Consider the following 15,431-nt stretch of genomic DNA (forward strand, 5'->3'; position numbering starts at 1 on the left):
CCTCGCCGTCGTCCGGCACTCCCGGTCGCCCCTCGCGCAGGGGCGTGGATTGAAACGCCGCTTTCTGCTGCGCGACGCTGTTGGTGGCCGGGTCGCCCCTCGCGCAGGGGCGTGGATTGAAACTGGTGATCTTGCGGACACCGTGCAGCACTGTGGCGTCGCCCCTCGCGCAGGGGCGTGGATTGAAACCTGCGGTTGACGCGCGCGCCTGCGCGCACGGCCGCTGTCGCCCCTCGCGCAGGGCGTGGATTGAAACGAAGTGGCAAGCGACGCAGCCGGTGTCTCTGTCGACGCGTGTCGGCGGTCGGTCTCGCCGGCCACAGCGGCATGGCGGCGGCGGAAAACGACGCCGACGCGCCGTTTTCCGCCAGATCCGGCTCGACTTCCGCGGCGAAGAGAGCGTGAGTGCGTGGGCGCGGCCCCGCGCCGCCGCCTCGCCCCGCCGGCCACAGCCGGGCCCAACGCCCCCTGGCCTTCGCGCCACGCGGGGCCTTCCTCGGTGACGGCGATGGTCGCCGTCCCCAGGAAGGATGTTCGCCATGTCGAGCCGCAACCCCGCCTCCAAGACCGCCACGCTCAAGACCGCCCCTCGCAAGAATGCCGCGCCGAACGGCGCAGCCGCCGACGCCGCGACGCCTGACGCCGCTGCGTCGCCGGAGCCGCGTGCTCGCCGGGGCCGCGGCGCCGCCACTTCGTCAGAGCCGCACGTTCGCTGGGGCGCCGGCGCCAAAGAGGCGCCGAGCGGGTCGCACGTCGCGCCGGCGGCCCGCGCCATTCCCGTGAAGAAAACTCGCGCGCGCCGCGGCGCCGGACCCTCCGCGAAGGAAATCGAAGCCGTCCAGCCGGAGACGTTAGCCGCGCCGCCCTCGAAAGTTATTCGCGCGCCCCCCCCCCCGCCGCGCTGCGTGCGAGGCGCCGTTCGCGGCCGAAAAGCGTTCGGGTAAGCCGGAGGCCGTCGCCGCATCCATCTCCGTGGTTCCGATCGTCGCGCCCTCTTCACCGCGCGTCGGCTCGAAGCAGGCGCTCGTCCTCGCCCTGCTCGCCCGCGCCGAAGGCGCGAGCCTTGACGAGCTTGTCGCGGCCACCGGCTGGCTGGCGCATACGACCCGCGCGGCCCTGACCGGCCTGCGCAGGAAGGGGTTCGGCCTCGAACGCCGCTGCGATGACGGAGCCTCGCGCTATCATCTCCTCGCCGCCGACACGGCGGCCTGAGCCATGACGAGGCGAAGCGGCGGCGCGGGGCGCGCGAGCCCCGCCGCCCGCCGTCTCGAAGGATCTGCTCGCCCGCGTGCTGACGCATGAGATGCAGGAGAAGCGCTTTGGCGGGCTGCGGCCGCAGACGAAGCGGCTGCTCGCCGGGCTCAGGCGGGGCGAGCGGCCGGCGCGCCGCCTGAAGCCCGGCGCCGTGCTGACGCGGGAGCATCAGGGCGCGCCGCATCAGGTCGTCGTTGTCGCCGACGGCTTCGTCTGGCGCGAAAAGACCTACGCCAGCCTGTCGGCGATCGCCCGCGCGATCACCGGCGTCAACTGGAGCGGGCCGCGCTTTTTTGGGATCGCCGGAGCGGCGAAGCCAGCGAGGGATGCGTCGCCGCCGAACGCGAAGCGGCGCGCGACGCCGCGGCAGGAAGCCGCGCCATGAAGCCGCGCACATCGCGGCCCGCAACGGCGCAGCCGCAGCCAAAGCGCTGCGCCGTCTACACGCGCAAATCGACCGAGCACAATCTCGACCTCGCCTTCAACTCGCTCGACGCCCAGCGCGAGGCCTGCGAAGCCTATGTCAAAAGCCAGGCGCATGAGGGCTGGCGGCTGCTGCCTGAACGCTTCGACGACGGCGGCCTGTCCGGCGCCTCGCTCGCGCGGCCGGCGCTGCAGGCGCTGCTCGACGAGGCGCGCGCGCAGCGGGTCGACGTGATCGTCGTCTACAAGGTCGACCGGCTGACCCGCTCCCTCGCCGACTTCGCCAAGCTCGTCGAGCTGTTCGACGCGCATGGCGTCTCCTTCGTCTCGGTGACGCAATCCTTCAACACCACGTCGAGCATGGGGCGTCTCACCCTCAACGTTCTGCTCTCCTTCGCCCAGTTCGAGCGCGAGGTGATCGGCGAACGGGTGCGCGACAAGATCGCCGCCTCCAAGAAGAAGGGCATCTGGGTCGGCGGGCCGATCCCGCTCGGCTATAAGAGCGTCGGCAAGAAGCTCGCGATCGTCCCCGAGGAGGCGGCGCTGGTCCAAAAGATCTTCGCCGACTATCTGCGGCTCGGTTCGGTCGGCGCGCTCGCCGCCGCCCTCGAGGCCGAAGGGGTGACGCCGAAGCCCCGGCTGCTCGCCAGCGGCCGCGTCATCGTCGCCGAGCGCCATGGCGTCGGCGCGCTGGCGCATCTCCTGAAGAACCGCTTCTATGTCGGCGACGTGGTCTATCGCGGCGAGACCTATGCCGGCGAGCATCCGCCGCTTCTGGGGCGCGAGCTGTTCGAGGCCGTGCAGGCGCGCCTCGCCGCGCAGGCGGCGAGAGAGGCCGACAGGGCGGACCTAGAGGCCGGCGTTAAGGTCCCGCCTGCGGTGGTCTTTGCGGCCTGAACGCCCGCTTTGGGGTCCCGTATGGGGTCCCGCTACGATTCAGGCGTCGTCTAACATCTTGAATTTATGGAATTTTTATCCTGTCAAGATGGCTGGCTGGGGCGGGAGGATTCGAACCTCCGCGTGGCGGAATCAAAATCCGCTGCCTTACCGCTTGGCTACGCCCCACCGGCCGCGGGCGCGCGGACCATAGTGCGCGACGCTTCCGTCCGCAACCGTTCCGCCCGTGCGATTCCGCGCCCGCGCCGCGGCGGCGGCGCATGTCTCCGCTTCAATCGTGGGGCGGCCTGCGGCCGCGCCCGGCTGTCAGCCAGTAGACCCCGCCCGCGGCCGCGCCCGTGACGAAGAACGCCAGGGCGAGGCGCAACTCCGGCGCGCTGGCGTCGGCGAGGCGCGACGAGCCGAAGGCCGCCCGCGCGATCCAGGGGGCCGCCGCCGCGCCGACCGCCGTCGCGCCGACATGCCAGACGGGCGAGCGGACGTTCGCGGCCTCGCCGATCGCGGCCACGATGAAAAGCGGCGCGGCGCAGACCACGACCGCGGACGTCCAGACGAAACGCATGAGTTCGGCCGCCTCGCGCGCCGCCGCCGGATCAAGATCGGCCTGCGCCAGCGCCTCGACGAGAAAGCCGGCGAAGGCGAAGCTCGCGCGGCGCAGCGCAGGGTCGGCCGCGATCGCGAGCGGCAGGACGAGAAGGGCCGCGCCGACGGCGACGGCGAGGGCGAACATGACGACGAGCGCGCGGCGCAATCCGTCCATGGCCTGACCTTTTTTCGCGCGCTGGCGCGTCGCGCCTTCGGCCCAGGCTGCCCCGAAGTCGGGAGGCCGCCGCGCGACGCCGGGCGTTTGGCGCCGCGCCGGGCCGGCGGCCGCGCCGCTATTCCCGCTCGATGCGGATGAACTGCGGCTTCTCGGCGAGAAATCCGTCGGCGACGGCGGCCTCAAGCGCCTCGCGTAGGGTTTTCTCATGCGTGGCGTAGGTGATGAGGATGACCGGCGCGGTGCCCGCCGGCCCGGCGCCGACGCCCGGGCGCCGGCGCTGCACGATGCTTTCGAGCGAAATGTCGCGCTCGGCGAAGCGGCTCGCGATCGCCGCCGCCGCTCCCGGCCGGTCGAAGGCGCACAGCCGGATGTAATAGCCGCCGAGATGGAGCTGCATCGGCGCGGGTTCGGCGCGGGCGAGGGCGGCCACGGGCAGGCCGAACGGCTTCGAGCGCACGCCGCGCGCGATGTCGGCGATGTCGGCGACGACCGCCGAAGCCGTCGCCTCGCCGCCGGCGCCGGGCCCGACGAGGGTCAGCTCATGCACGGCGTCGGCGTCGATGGTGACGGCGTTGGTCACGCCCATGACCTGAGCGACGGAGGAGGATTTCGGCACCATGGTCGGATGGACGCGCTGCTCGATGCCGTCGGGCGTGCGCCGCGCGACGCCGAGCAGCTTGACGCGATAGCCGAGTTCGTCGGCGGCCTCGAGGTCGGCGAGGCGGATCGATTCGATGCCCTCGACATTGACCGCTTCGGCGTCGATGGCGGTCCCGAAGGCGAGCGAGGTCAGGATCGCGAGCTTGTGGGCGGTGTCGAAGCCGCCGACGTCGAAGGTGGGGTCGGCTTCGGCGTAGCCGAGCCGCTGCGCTTCGGCGAGGCAGTCGGCGAAGCTCAGGCGCTCCTGCTCCATGCGGCTCAGAATATAGTTGCAGGTTCCATTGAGCACGCCATAGACGCGCTCAATCTGATTGCCCGCAAGTCCTTCGCGCAGCGTTTTGACGATCGGAATGCCGCCCGCGACAGACGCCTCGAAGGACAGGGCCGCGCCTTTTTCTTCGGCGAGGCGCGCGAGCCGCAGGCCGTGCTTCGCGAGCAGCGCCTTGTTGGCGGTGACGCAGGACCGGCCCGCGGCGAGCGCCGCCGTCACGGCGTCAAGCGCCGGCCCGTCGGCGCCGCCGATCAGCTCGACGAAAATGTCGACGCCTTCGTGGCGCGCGAGCGCGACGGGATCGTCAAGCCATTCGACGTCCGCAAGATCGACGCCGCGGTCGCGGCCGCGGTCGCGCGCGCTGACGGCGACGACCTCGATGCGCCGCGCCGTGCGGCTCGTCAGCGCGTCGGCCTGGCGTTTGAGAAGGCGGATGACCGAGGCGCCGACCGTGCCGAGGCCGGCGAGGCCGATGCGGAGAGGATTGGACATGTGGCGGGCGAGACCTGTTCAGGCGGGGATCTTCGGCGCTGCTTGCCGCCGCAGGGCGCGGACCTTGCCTTTTTTCGCGCCTGCGATCAAGCTTGCGCGGCGCGTGCGCCGCCCGGGGCCGTTTCGCGCCCCGCGCCGATCCGCGCCGCGCCCTCTCTCGCGCCTTCGCGCGTGCTTTCGCGCGCGCGTGAGCGACGCGCGAGCCCGTGCTCGGTCTTGAGCCAGTGGAACGGACGGGCGATGAGGTCGTAGAGCGCCGCCCAGTTCGCCGCCGACATCAGGAGATAATAGAACGGCAGCAGCGCCAGGAACGGCCAGAGCCCGCCGAGGCCGCGCCGCCGCATGCCGAGCGTCGCGCTCCACAGGATCGAGACCGCGCCGAGCCCGGCGACCGAGGTCCACAAGGTCGCCTCGACGAGCGAGAGCGGCGAATCCGGCCGCGGCGGGCCGAACCGCATGAGGTCGACGACGAGCGCCGCGCCGAAAAAGGGCGAGAGCAGCGGCCCGATCGAAAGATTGACCATCATCAGCGCATAGATGACGACGCCCCTGACGCCGACCTCGCGCCGCAGCCGCGCCGGATCGCGGCTCAGCGTGACGAAGGTCTGCATCCAGCCCTTGGCCCAGCGCCGCCGCTGCCGCAGCCAGGCGCCGAGCCGCGCCGGCGCCTCCTCGCGCGTCGTCGAGACGAAGGTCTCGCAGCGGTAGCCGAACCGCGCCAGCCGCAGGCCGAGATCGGCGTCCTCGGTCACGTTCCAGGCGTCCCAGCCGCTGACGCGGCGCAGCGTCGCGACCCGGAAATGATTCGAGGTGCCGCCGAGCGGGATCGGCCAGCGCAGCCGCGCGAGCCCATGCGTCGCGACGTCGAACAGGGCCGCGTATTCGACGGCGTAGAGGCGCGTCAGCCAGGAATCGTCGACATTGTCGATCGCGAGCTGGGCCTGAAGGCAGGCGACGCGCTCGGGCGTCTCGAGGAAGCGGGCGACGGCGCCGCGCAGCTGCCCGGGGTCCGGCGCGTCCTCGGCGTCGTAGATCGCGACATAGCGGCCCCTGAGCAGCGGCAGCGCGACGTTGAGCGCGCGCGGCTTGGTCTGCGGCGCGCCAGGCGGCGCCGTGACGATTTCATAATGGGGCGGCAGGTCGAGCGCGGCGAGCGCGTCGCGCGTCGCATGGTCATGCGCCTCGACGACGAGCTTCACGTCGAGCTTGGCGCGCGGATAGTCGAGCGCGTCGAGCGAGCGGACGAGCTCGCGCGCCACCCGCGCCTCATTATGCAGGGCGACGACGATCGAATAGGGCGGCAGCAGCCGGTCGTCGACGCGCGCGAGCGGGCGCCCCGCCCGCGGCCTGACGCTGGCGGCGCAGGACGAAAGCCGCAGCATGACGGCGGCGAGAAAGGCGAGCCCGGCGGCGAGCGCATAGGCGCGCGACAGGCCCGGCGTGAGCGCGCCGGCGAGCGCGCAAAGCACGATCAGCCCGACGGCGGCCGCGCATTGCGCCTCGCCCGCCCCGTCGCGCGCGCAGAGCGCGGGGTCGCGCGCGGCGAGCGCGAGGCTCGCATGTTCGGCGATCAGCGGCGCGGCGCGCTCCTGCAGCAGCCGCGACAGCCGCGCGGGCGTCGTCACCACGAGACGGTCGGCGAGATTTTCGCCGCGCGCGCGCCGCCGCAGCAGGCTCGACAGCGTGGCGCCGCCCGGCGCGACGAGCCAGCGCGGCTCGGGCCCCGCGAGCGGCGCGACGCCGGCGAGAATCGACAGCGGCTAGCGGGCGCCGCGGCCGAGCCGCTCGCAGCCGTCGGCGAAGGCGACGCCGAGATGGTCGGCGAGCGCATGGTAGAAAAAGGCGTCGCTGAGGTCGCCCGGCGCGAGCAGCGCCGCCTCGGGCGCGATCGCCTGCGCCTGCGCGAGCGCGGCCGCTTCGGCGAGCCGCAGGGCCGACACGCCGGCCTGGGCGAGAAAGGCGATTTCGGGCGGGCAGGGCGCCGGCGCGCCAAAGTCCTGCGGCGGGACGGCCGGCGAAAGGGCGAAGGACTCGGGTCGCAGCATGGGAAAGCGCCGGCTGACGTCAAGCCCAAGCTATCAATAATGAATTTCCACAGTCAATAGTCGATCGTCAGATAAAAGTCATCCGCCTTGCGCCGCCCACGCGGCGCCCGTCGCCACAAAGGTGAAATAGGCGGGCGTGCGGCCTTCGCGCAGCGCTTTCGCCTCATAGCGCGTGCCCTGCCAGCCTTCCCAGGGGGTCGTCCAGTCGGCGGCCTGCGTCGCGCGCCAGGCGAAATGGGGCGAGCGCAGCACGCGCGCGAGCGTCCAGCCGGCGTTGTCGTCGATGTCGGTCGCAAAGCGCAGCTCGGCGCCCGGCCGCATCGCCCGCGCCAGCCGCGCCAGCGTCGCGTCGGACAAAAAGCGCCGCTTGCGCTGGCGCCGTTTCGGCCAGGGGTCCGGATAGAGCAGATAGACGCCGTCGAGGGCGCGGTCGGGCAGGGCCTCGATCAGGTCGCGCGCGTCGCCTTCATGGAGGCGGACGTTGGCGAGGCCGCGCGCCTCGATCAGGGCGAGCGCCTTGGCCACTCCATTATGAAACGCCTCGCAGCCGATGAAGCCCGCCTGCGGCAGGCGCTCCGCTTCGGCGGCGAGATGCTCCGCGCCGCCAAAGCCGATCTCGAGCCAGAGCTCGCGCGGCGGCGCGCCAAACAGCGCCGCCGGGTCGACCGGCTGCGCGGCGTCGACGGCGAAGCGCGGCAGCGCCTCGCGCATCAGCGCGGCGTGGCGTTCGCGCAGCGGCTTGCCCCGGCGCCGGCCGTGCAGGCCGCCGCCGGGAAGGGCGCGTTCGTCGGTCATGGGGCTTTGGCGCGGCGCGGGCTCAGGCGAGATGCGCGCGCAGCTTGTCGGCGAGATCGGTCTTCTCCCAGGAGAAGCCGCCGTCCGATTCCGGCGCGCGGCCGAAATGGCCGTAGGACGAGGTGCGCGCATAGATCGGCCGGTTGAGCGCCAGATGCTCGCGGATGCCGCGCGGCGACAGGCGCATGGCGTCGCGCAGCGCCGTTTCGAGCCGCTCCTCGGCGACGGCGCCCGTGCCGAAAGTGTCGACATAGATCGACAGCGGCTCGGCGACGCCGATGGCGTAGGCGAGCTGGATCACGCAGCGCCGCGCGAGGCCGGAGGCGACGACGTTCTTGGCGAGATAGCGCGCGGCGTAGGCGGCCGAGCGGTCGACCTTGGTCGGGTCCTTGCCCGAGAAGGCGCCGCCGCCATGGGGCGCCGCGCCGCCGTAGGTGTCGACGATGATCTTGCGGCCGGTGAGGCCGGCGTCGCCGTCAGGGCCGCCGATGACGAACTTGCCGGTCGGATTGACGTGCCAGACGGTCTCCGCGTCGATCCAGCCCTGCGGCAGGGCCGCGCGGATATGCGGCTCGACGATGGTCCGCACGTCTTCGGAGGCGAGCGATTCGTCGAGATGCTGCGTCGAGAGCACGATCTGGGTCACGCCGACGGGCTTGCCGTCGACGTAGCGCACCGTCACCTGGCTTTTCGCGTCGGGGCCGAGCTTGCGCGCGTCGCCCTTGCCGTATTTGCGCTCATAGGCGAGCGTCTCGAGGATCTTGTGGGCGTAATGGATCGGCGCCGGCATGAGCGCCGGCGTCTCGTCGCAGGCGTAGCCGAACATGATGCCCTGGTCGCCCGCGCCTTCGTCCTTGTTGCCGGCGGCGTCGACGCCCTGGGCGATGTCGGCCGACTGCGCGTGGAGCAGGATCTCCATGGCGGCGGTGCGCCAGTGAAAGCCCGCCTGCTCGTAGCCGATGTTTTTGATCGCGCCGCGCGCCGCCTCCTCGATGGTGTCGAGGCTGATCGCGGGGCCGCGCGTCTCGCCGGCGATCACCACCCGGTTGGTGGTGGCGAGCGTCTCGCAGGCGACGCGGATCTCATAGGGGTCCATGCCGGTCCGCTCGCCTTCGCGGAAGTAGAGGTCGACGATCTCGTCGGAGATGCGGTCGCAGACCTTGTCCGGATGGCCTTCGGAAACGGATTCGCTGGTGAACAGGTAATTTTCGCGAGCCATCGGCCCTCCGCCTGATTGAAGGGCCGGCGCCTCGCGCGCCGCCGCGCGGCGCGCCTGTCGAACGACGCTCATCCCGATCCAGTCGCCGCGCGGGCGCAGCGATCCTGCATTGAGATTTCACGGGCGCGTTCTTTTTGTCAAGCGAAACCGGCAATTCCGTTCGATAGACAGAACGCCGGAAACTACCTAATTCTTGAGCTCCCCGACGCGCTTCTCGCCGCGGCGGCCCTCGCCGTCGCTCTGGGCCTCGTCGCCGGCGAGCGCGCAGACGAGATCGACGATCCGCTTGCGGATCTTCGGATCCTGGATGCGCGCGAAGGCCATGTTGAGATGCAGGCCTTCGGCGGTCGACAGAAAATCGGCGACATAGGTCGAGCCGTCGTCGACGGCGCGCGTCGAGGCGGCGGGGGCGGACTCCTCGAAGGACGGCGCGCCCTCGAAAAAGAACGACGGCGGCACGTCGAGCGTGCGCGAGATCTGCTGCAGCCGGCTCGCGCCGATGCGGTTCGCGCCCTTCTCGTATTTCTGGACCTGCTGAAAGGTCAGCCCCAGCGCCTCGCCCAGCTTTTCTTGGCTCATGCCGAGGATGACGCGGCGCATGCGCACGCGGCTGCCGACATGGCGATCGATCGGATTGGGAACTTTTTTGGTCTTTTCCATACTCGCGGTGTGGTCGCTCATAGGCACAGCCATAGTCCATCCAGATGTGAAACTTTATCAGAAATATCCCCGGCCGCACAGATTCGCGTAGAGCGGGTCTGCCGCCTTGTCTGCAACCAGCGGATTATGATAAAAGTCGAATATAATTACATGACAACTATTGCGGGCTTGTCAAATGATCGCCGTCAACTCCGCCGCAAAAAAGCCGCGATTGTGACAAAAACGCCGCCCATCCACAGAAGAAGCCCGGCGACCGCGCCATGGCGGGCGAAAAACGGCGGCGCCGCCGCCTCGGGCAGGGGGCTGCGGATGAGCCCCGCCGCGCCGAGCGGCAGGCTCGACAGGACGCGGCCGTAAGGGTCGGTCACGGCCGAGATTCCGGTGTTGGCGGCGCGCACCAGCGGCAGCCCTTCCTCGATCGCGCGCAGCCGCGCCTGCGCGAAATGCTGGTGGGGGCCGAAGGTGCGCCCGAACCAGCCGTCGTCCGTCACATTGAGGAGGAGTTTTGACGCGGGCGCGCCGGGCTCGGGGTCGGGCAGCGCCTCGCCCGGAAAGATCGCCTCATAGCAGATGAGCGGCGCCATCGGCGGCAGGCCCGGCGCGGTGAGCGCGCGCCGCCCGCCGCCCGCCGAGAATCCCCCCGGCATGAGCACGAACTGGCGCAGGCCGAGCCGCGTGAGCAGCGCCTCGAACGGCAGATATTCGCCGAAGGGGACGAGATGCGTCTTGTCGTAGGTGGCGACGATCCCGTCCTTATGCGTCAGGAGATGGATCGCGTTGAAATAGAGCGGCGGCCCGTCGGGGTCCTCGGGATTTTCCTCGGCGCGCGCCGCGCCCGTCGCCAGCACGGCGCCTTCGGGCAGGGTCGAGGCGATGCGCGACAGCGAGCGTTCGTCGCGCGAGAGAATGAAGGGGAAGGCGGATTCGGGCCAGGCCAGCAGAATGCGGTCGCCCGCCGGCGCGGGTTCGTCGAGGGCCGAAAGGGCGAGATAGCGCGCGACGATGCGGTCGCGGAACTCGGCCCGGAAACTGTCGTCGAGCGCCATGTCGGGCTGCATGACGCGGACTTCGACGCCCGGGACAAAGGCCTCCCGCGCCCCATGGAGCCGGGCCGCGCCGAAGGCGAACAGCGCGAGCAGCGCCGCGCCGGCGAGCCCTGAGGGCCAGAGCCGCCAGCGCCCCGGCCGGTCGGCGAGCGTCGCGGGCGCGCTGAAGATCAGCAGCGCGAGCAGGGTCAGGCCGTGCAGGCCGAAGATGGACGCGCCCTGCGCCAGCCGCAGGTCGGCCGCGAGCGCCATGCCCGGCGCGTTCCACGGAAAGCCCGTCAGCACATGGCCGCGCAGCCATTCGGACAGGGCGAGGGCGCAGGCGAAGGCGCAGACGCGGGCGGGCCCATGCGGCCAGACGAGCGCGGCGAGAAGGAAGCCGAGCGCCGGAAACAGGGCGAGCGCCGCCGGCAGGCCGAGCACGCCGAGCGGCAGCGCCCAGGCGAACTGGTCGGCCTCGACCAGAAAGGCCGCGCCGAGCCACCACAGCCCGGCGACGAAATAGCCGAAGCCCCACAGCCAGCCGATGAAAAACGCCTCGCGCCGGCGCGCGGCGCAGCCGTCGAGGAGCCAGACGGCGGGGACGAGGCTCAGCGCCATCGCCGGCCAGAGGTCGAGCGGGGCGAGGGCGAGCGCGCCGACGGCGCCGGCCGCGAGCGCCAGCAGGCGGCGCCGCAGCCGCGGCCCGCCCGAGACCCAGGCCGCGAGCGCGGCGGCGCGGCGCGCCGGGGCGCTCACGCGGCGGGGCTTTCGGTCGTCATGCGTCGTCGCGGCGGCGCGCTCAGGGCCGGCCCCCGCCGGCGCCGGCGCCGGCCTCCGGCGCTTGCGCCCCCCGGAGCCGCACATGCACCCGCCGGACGCGGCGCGGGTCGGCCTCGACGATCTCGAACAGGAACGGGCCCGCAGCGAAGCTTTCGCCCTGGGCCGGCACATGGCCCGCGCGCGTCGCGATCAGGCCGCCGAGCGTGTCGACGTCCTCGGCGTCGGCGAGCGCGTTGAGGTCCGCGCCGATCGCCTCCGACACGTCCTCGAGCTGGGCCCGCGCGTCGACGAAAAAGCCGCCGCCCGGCGCGGGCTCGATCTTCGGGCTTTCGTCGAAATCATGCTCGTCCTCGATGTCGCCGACGATCACCTCGACGATGTCCTCGATCGAGGCGAGGCCGTCGACGCCGCCATATTCGTCGATGACGAGGGCCATGTGGGTGCGCGTCGCCTGCATCTTCACGAGCAGGTCGATCGCCGGCATGGACGGCGGCACGAACAGGACGGGACGCAGCAGATGCGCCTCGACGATGGGACGCGCGAGATCGGGCAAGGCGGGGTCGGCCGCGGCGGGGCCCGACGAAACGGGCTCGGCGGCGTGCGCGTCCGGCTCGGGCAGGCCGGCCGCGAGATAGGAGACGAGGTCGCGGATGTGGATCATGCCGCGCGGGTCGTCGAGCGTGTCGCCATGCACCGGCAGGCGCGAATGGCCGGCGCTGCGGAAGGCCGCGAGGGCGTCGCGCACGCTGACCTCGATCGGCAGGGCGATGATGTCGGCGCGGGGCACCATCACGTCCTCGACGAGGGTGTCGCGCAGGCCGAGCACGTTCTTGAGCATGGCGCGCTCGCGCGGCGACATGTCGTCGGTTTCGGCGAGCGCCTCGTGCAGCTCGTCGTTTTCCGCCACGCCGCCGCCGAAGACGGCGCGCAGCCGGTCGAACAGGCTCGGTCTGTGACTAGGTCGGTCCGCGCCGGATTCCGCGGCCGGACTGTCGCGTTCGCTCATGATCGTGGTCATCGCTCTTTGGATTGGGCCTCCCGCTCCGCGCGCGATTCGGCGCAAGGTTCGGCATAGGGGTCGGCGATCCCGAGCCGCGCCAGCGCGGCGCGCTCGGCCTGCTCCATCTCCTCGGCCTCTTCGTCGTCTTCATGGTCGTAGCCGAGAAGATGCAGGAAGCCGTGGACGACGAGATGGGCCGTGTGGTCGGCGAGCGTGCGGCCCGCCTCGCGCGCCTCGCGCGCCGTGGTCTCATAGGCGAGCGCGACGTCGCCGAGGACCAGCGTCGTCGCAGGGTCCTCGCCGCTTGGAAAGGAGAGCACGTTGGTCGGCTTGTCGAAGCCGCGCCAGCGCAGGTTGAGGTTCTGGATGAAGGCGTCGTCGCAGAAAAGAAGGCTCGTCTCGGCGCCGTCGGCGATCGGGGCTCCGGTCTCGGCGAGCGCGGCGGCGATCGCCCGCTCGGCGAGACTCTGCGGGTCCTCGAGCTCGCCCCAGCCCGCCGCCTCGACGGAGACTTCGATCGTCGCGGTCATCGCCTCGGCTTTTCGCGGGACGGCTCGGCGTCCTGGCCATGATGGGCGGACTCATAGGCGCCGACGATGCGGCGCACGAGGTCGTGCCGCACCACGTCGCCCTCGCGGAAGACGACATGGCCGACGCCTTCGAGGCCGGCGAGCAGGCCGATCGCCTCGGAGAGGCCGGACCTCTGCCCCGGCGGCAGGTCGGTCTGGGTCGGGTCGCCCGTGACGATCATGCGCGAGTTCTCGCCAAGGCGCGTCAGAAACATCTTCATCTGCACGGAGGTCGCGTTCTGCGCCTCGTCGAGCAGGACGCAGGCGTTCGACAGGGTGCGCCCGCGCATGAAGGCGAGCGGGGCGACCTCGATCATGCCGGTCTGCATGCCGCGCTCCAGCATGCGCGGGTCCATGAAGTCGGCGAGCGCGTCGAAGATTGGCCGCAGATAGGGGTCGACCTTGTCGCGCATGTCGCCCGGCAGGAAGCCGAGCCGTTCGCCGGCCTCGACGGCGGGCCGCGACAGGATGAGGCGCTCGACCGCGCCCTGTTCGAGCAGCAGCACGGCGTAGCCGACGGCGAGCCAGGTCTTGCCGGTGCCGGCCGGGCCTTCGGCGAAGGTCAGCTCGCAGCGCTTCAGCGTGCGCAGATAAAGATCCTGCGCGGCGTTGCGGGCGCGCACGGGGCCGCGCCGGCGCGTGCCGATCTGCTCGAAGGCGATGCGCCCGAGCTCGGCGTCCTTGGGAAACAGGCTGCCCTGCAGCGCGCTTTCCTGCACCGCGCCGTCGACGTCGCCGAGCGTCAGCGCATGGCCGGAGCCGACGCGCTTGTAGAGGTTTTCGAGGGCGAGCCGCGCCTGCTCGCAGGCCTCGGCCGGTCCCTTCAGCGTGACGAGATTGCCGTTCGCGATGGCGACCACGCCGAGCCGCCGTTCGAGCCGCGCGAGATTCTGGTCGTAATGGCCGAACACGAGCGAGGCGAGGCGGTTGTCCTCGAAGGCGAGGTTGACCTCGGCCGGCGCGCCGTCGCCGGGGCCGCGGCGCGCCTCGGGGCGCGCGGCGAAGGTCGGGGCGAGCGGCGCGCCGGGGCGCTCGAAAGGCGCGCGGTCGGAGGGCTTCATGCGGCTCCCCGTCGCGCGGCGCGCTCAGGCGCCCGAACCTCGCCCGGGGCGACGAGGCGCCCATAGAGAGAATTCGGGCCGGCGGCCATGATCTCGACCTCGACGCAGGCGCCGACGAGCCCGGCCCCGCCTTCAAAATGGACGGCCTGCAGATAGGGCGTCTTGCCGGCGGCCTGGCCTTCGTGGCGGCCGCGCTTTTCGACCAGAACCGCCAGCCTGCGCCCGACCATGGACCGGTTGAAGCTCTGGCGCTGCTCCTCGAGCAGGGCCTGAAGCGCATGCAGGCGGCGCGACTTGACGTCTTCGTCGATCTGGTCGGCGCGTTCGGCGCCGGGCGTGCCGGGGCGCGGCGAATATTTGAACGAAAAGGAGGCGGCGAAGCCGACCGCCTCGATGAGCGCCAGGGTGTCGGCGAAATCCGCCTCCGTCTCGCCGGGGAAGCCCGTGATGAAGTCGGAGGAAAGCGCGAGATCCGGCCGCCGCGCCCTGACCCGCGCGACGAGATCGAGGTAGGCCCCGGCGGTGTGGCGCCGGTTCATCGCCTTGAGCACGGCGTTCGAGCCGGACTGCACGGGCAGGTGCAGATAGGGCATCAGCTGCGGCAGCGTCGCATGGGCCTCGATCAAATCGTCGGCCATGTCGTTCGGGTGGCTCGTGGTGTAGCGGATGCGGGCGAGCCCCGGCAGGCGCGCGAGCTCGGCGCAGAGCCCGGCGAGCGAGACGGCGCGCCCGCCCGGCCCCTCGCCATGATAGGCGTTGACGTTCTGGCCGATCAGGGTCAGCTCGCGCACGCCTTCGTCGAGGAGCGCCTTCGCCTCGTCGAGCACGGCCGCGACGGGCCGCGAGAACTCGGCGCCGCGCGTGTAGGGCACGACGCAGAAGGAGCAGAATTTGTCGCAGCCCTCCTGAACCGTGAGAAAGGCCGAGACGCCGCGCCGCCGCGTCGCCGCCGCGGGCGGGGGCGGCAGGAAGCCGAACTTGTCCTGCGCCGGGAACTCGGCCTCGACCACCCGCGCGCCCTCGCCGGCGCGGCGCAGCAGTTCAGGCAGGCGATGATAGCTCTGCGGCCCGACGACGACGTCGACCGCGCTCTGGCGGCGCTGGATCTCGGCGCCTTCGGCCTGGGCGACGCAGCCGGCGACGACGATCTGCGGCGCAAGCCCCTCGCGGGCGCGCGCGGCCTTGAGGTCGCGCAGCCGGCCGAGCTCGGAAAAGATCTTTTCCGAGGCCCGCTCGCGGATGTGGCAGGTGTTGAGGACGATGACGTCCGCGCCTTCGGGCGTCTGCGTCTCCTCATAGCCTTCTGCGCCGAGGAGGTCGCTCATGCGCTGGGCGTCATAGACGTTCATCTGGCAGCCGAAAGACTGGATGAAGAGTTTGCGCGAAGGGGCCGCCGCGTCCGGGCCGGGCGCGGCCTCGCCCCGCGCGACATCCAGCCCCGTCTTCGCTTCGCCGGCGTCTGACATCATCCCCCGATCTTCGAGCCGCGTCGCGCGGCGCTTGTCGTCCATCGT

14 protein-coding genes, 1 tRNA gene and 1 pseudogene are annotated in these 15,431 nt (G+C 71.6%); 3 read left to right on the forward strand and 13 right to left on the reverse strand.

The features are described from left to right. The first annotated feature begins 972 nt into the window (after positions 1 to 972). The 3 genes and pseudogenes from ACILRB_RS13540 to ACILRB_RS13550 all read left to right on the forward strand — a co-directional run bounded on the left by ACILRB_RS13540 (position 973) and on the right by ACILRB_RS13550 (position 2,574). Positions 973 to 1,212 (forward strand): DUF3489 domain-containing protein, encoded by a 240-nt coding sequence (locus tag ACILRB_RS13540; protein ID WP_395666823.1) that lies wholly within the window; start codon positions 973 to 975, stop codon positions 1,210 to 1,212. Between the two features lie 46 nt (positions 1,213 to 1,258). Beyond that, positions 1,259 to 1,639 (forward strand): annotated as a pseudogene (locus ACILRB_RS13545) (DUF2924 domain-containing protein); the annotation flags it as partial. Next, entirely contained in the window at positions 1,636 to 2,574 is a 939-nt protein-coding gene (locus ACILRB_RS13550) for a recombinase family protein (protein WP_395666824.1), read from the forward strand. The pseudogene ACILRB_RS13545 and the gene ACILRB_RS13550, both read left to right, overlap by 4 nt. A 93-nt stretch (positions 2,575 to 2,667) precedes the next feature. On the opposite strand, the gene ACILRB_RS13555 is transcribed toward ACILRB_RS13550, so the two are convergent. From ACILRB_RS13555 to miaB, 13 genes are all read right to left on the reverse strand, one after another. Further along, a tRNA-Gln gene (locus tag ACILRB_RS13555) sits at positions 2,668 to 2,742 on the reverse strand. A gap of 103 nt (positions 2,743 to 2,845) precedes the next feature. Further along, on the reverse strand, positions 2,846 to 3,334 hold the full coding sequence (locus ACILRB_RS13560) for a hypothetical protein (RefSeq protein ID WP_395666825.1): 489 nt from the start codon (positions 3,332 to 3,334) through the stop codon (positions 2,846 to 2,848). A 118-nt stretch (positions 3,335 to 3,452) separates the two neighbouring features. After that, positions 3,453 to 4,760, reverse strand: coding sequence for a homoserine dehydrogenase (locus ACILRB_RS13565; protein WP_395666826.1), 1,308 nt, complete (start codon positions 4,758 to 4,760; stop codon positions 3,453 to 3,455). 86 nt (positions 4,761 to 4,846) lie between these two features. Continuing rightward, positions 4,847 to 6,388, reverse strand: coding sequence for a glycosyltransferase (locus tag ACILRB_RS13570; RefSeq protein ID WP_395666827.1), 1,542 nt, complete (start codon positions 6,386 to 6,388; stop codon positions 4,847 to 4,849). Between the two features lie 132 nt (positions 6,389 to 6,520). Continuing rightward, positions 6,521 to 6,805, reverse strand: a complete 285-nt coding sequence (locus ACILRB_RS13575; RefSeq protein ID WP_395666828.1) for a hypothetical protein — start codon at positions 6,803 to 6,805, stop codon at positions 6,521 to 6,523. A gap of 78 nt (positions 6,806 to 6,883) precedes the next feature. After that, complete coding sequence (locus tag ACILRB_RS13580; RefSeq protein ID WP_395666829.1) at positions 6,884 to 7,600, reverse strand: tRNA (guanine(46)-N(7))-methyltransferase TrmB; 717 nt, start codon at positions 7,598 to 7,600, stop codon at positions 6,884 to 6,886. A 22-nt stretch (positions 7,601 to 7,622) separates the two neighbouring features. Then, complete coding sequence (metK, locus tag ACILRB_RS13585) at positions 7,623 to 8,819, reverse strand: methionine adenosyltransferase (protein ID WP_395666830.1); 1,197 nt, start codon at positions 8,817 to 8,819, stop codon at positions 7,623 to 7,625. A gap of 186 nt (positions 8,820 to 9,005) precedes the next feature. Beyond that, positions 9,006 to 9,479, reverse strand: coding sequence for a helix-turn-helix domain-containing protein (locus ACILRB_RS13590; protein WP_395666831.1), 474 nt, complete (start codon positions 9,477 to 9,479; stop codon positions 9,006 to 9,008). Between the two features lie 185 nt (positions 9,480 to 9,664). Further along, complete coding sequence (gene lnt / locus ACILRB_RS13595; protein ID WP_395666832.1) at positions 9,665 to 11,371, reverse strand: apolipoprotein N-acyltransferase; 1,707 nt, start codon at positions 11,369 to 11,371, stop codon at positions 9,665 to 9,667. Continuing rightward, the gene (locus tag ACILRB_RS13600) at positions 11,307 to 12,305 is read right to left on the reverse strand and encodes a hemolysin family protein (RefSeq protein WP_395666833.1); all 999 of its coding nucleotides are present in this window, start codon (positions 12,303 to 12,305) and stop codon (positions 11,307 to 11,309) included. Before ACILRB_RS13600 ends, lnt begins: the two co-directional genes overlap by 65 nt. Continuing rightward, on the reverse strand, positions 12,302 to 12,817 hold the full coding sequence (gene ybeY / locus ACILRB_RS13605) for an rRNA maturation RNase YbeY (RefSeq protein ID WP_395666834.1): 516 nt from the start codon (positions 12,815 to 12,817) through the stop codon (positions 12,302 to 12,304). The genes ACILRB_RS13600 and ybeY overlap by 4 nt, the downstream gene beginning before the upstream one ends. Continuing rightward, the gene (locus ACILRB_RS13610) at positions 12,814 to 13,917 is read right to left on the reverse strand and encodes a PhoH family protein (protein WP_395666835.1); all 1,104 of its coding nucleotides are present in this window, start codon (positions 13,915 to 13,917) and stop codon (positions 12,814 to 12,816) included. The genes ybeY and ACILRB_RS13610 overlap by 4 nt, the downstream gene beginning before the upstream one ends. Further along, entirely contained in the window at positions 13,914 to 15,428 is a 1,515-nt protein-coding gene (miaB, locus tag ACILRB_RS13615) for a tRNA (N6-isopentenyl adenosine(37)-C2)-methylthiotransferase MiaB (protein ID WP_395666836.1), read from the reverse strand. Before miaB ends, ACILRB_RS13610 begins: the two co-directional genes overlap by 4 nt. Positions 15,429 to 15,431 lie beyond the last annotated feature (3 nt).

The organism is Methylocella sp., from assembly GCF_044226135.1.
Taxonomy (GTDB): Bacteria; Pseudomonadota; Alphaproteobacteria; order Rhizobiales; family Beijerinckiaceae; genus Methylocapsa.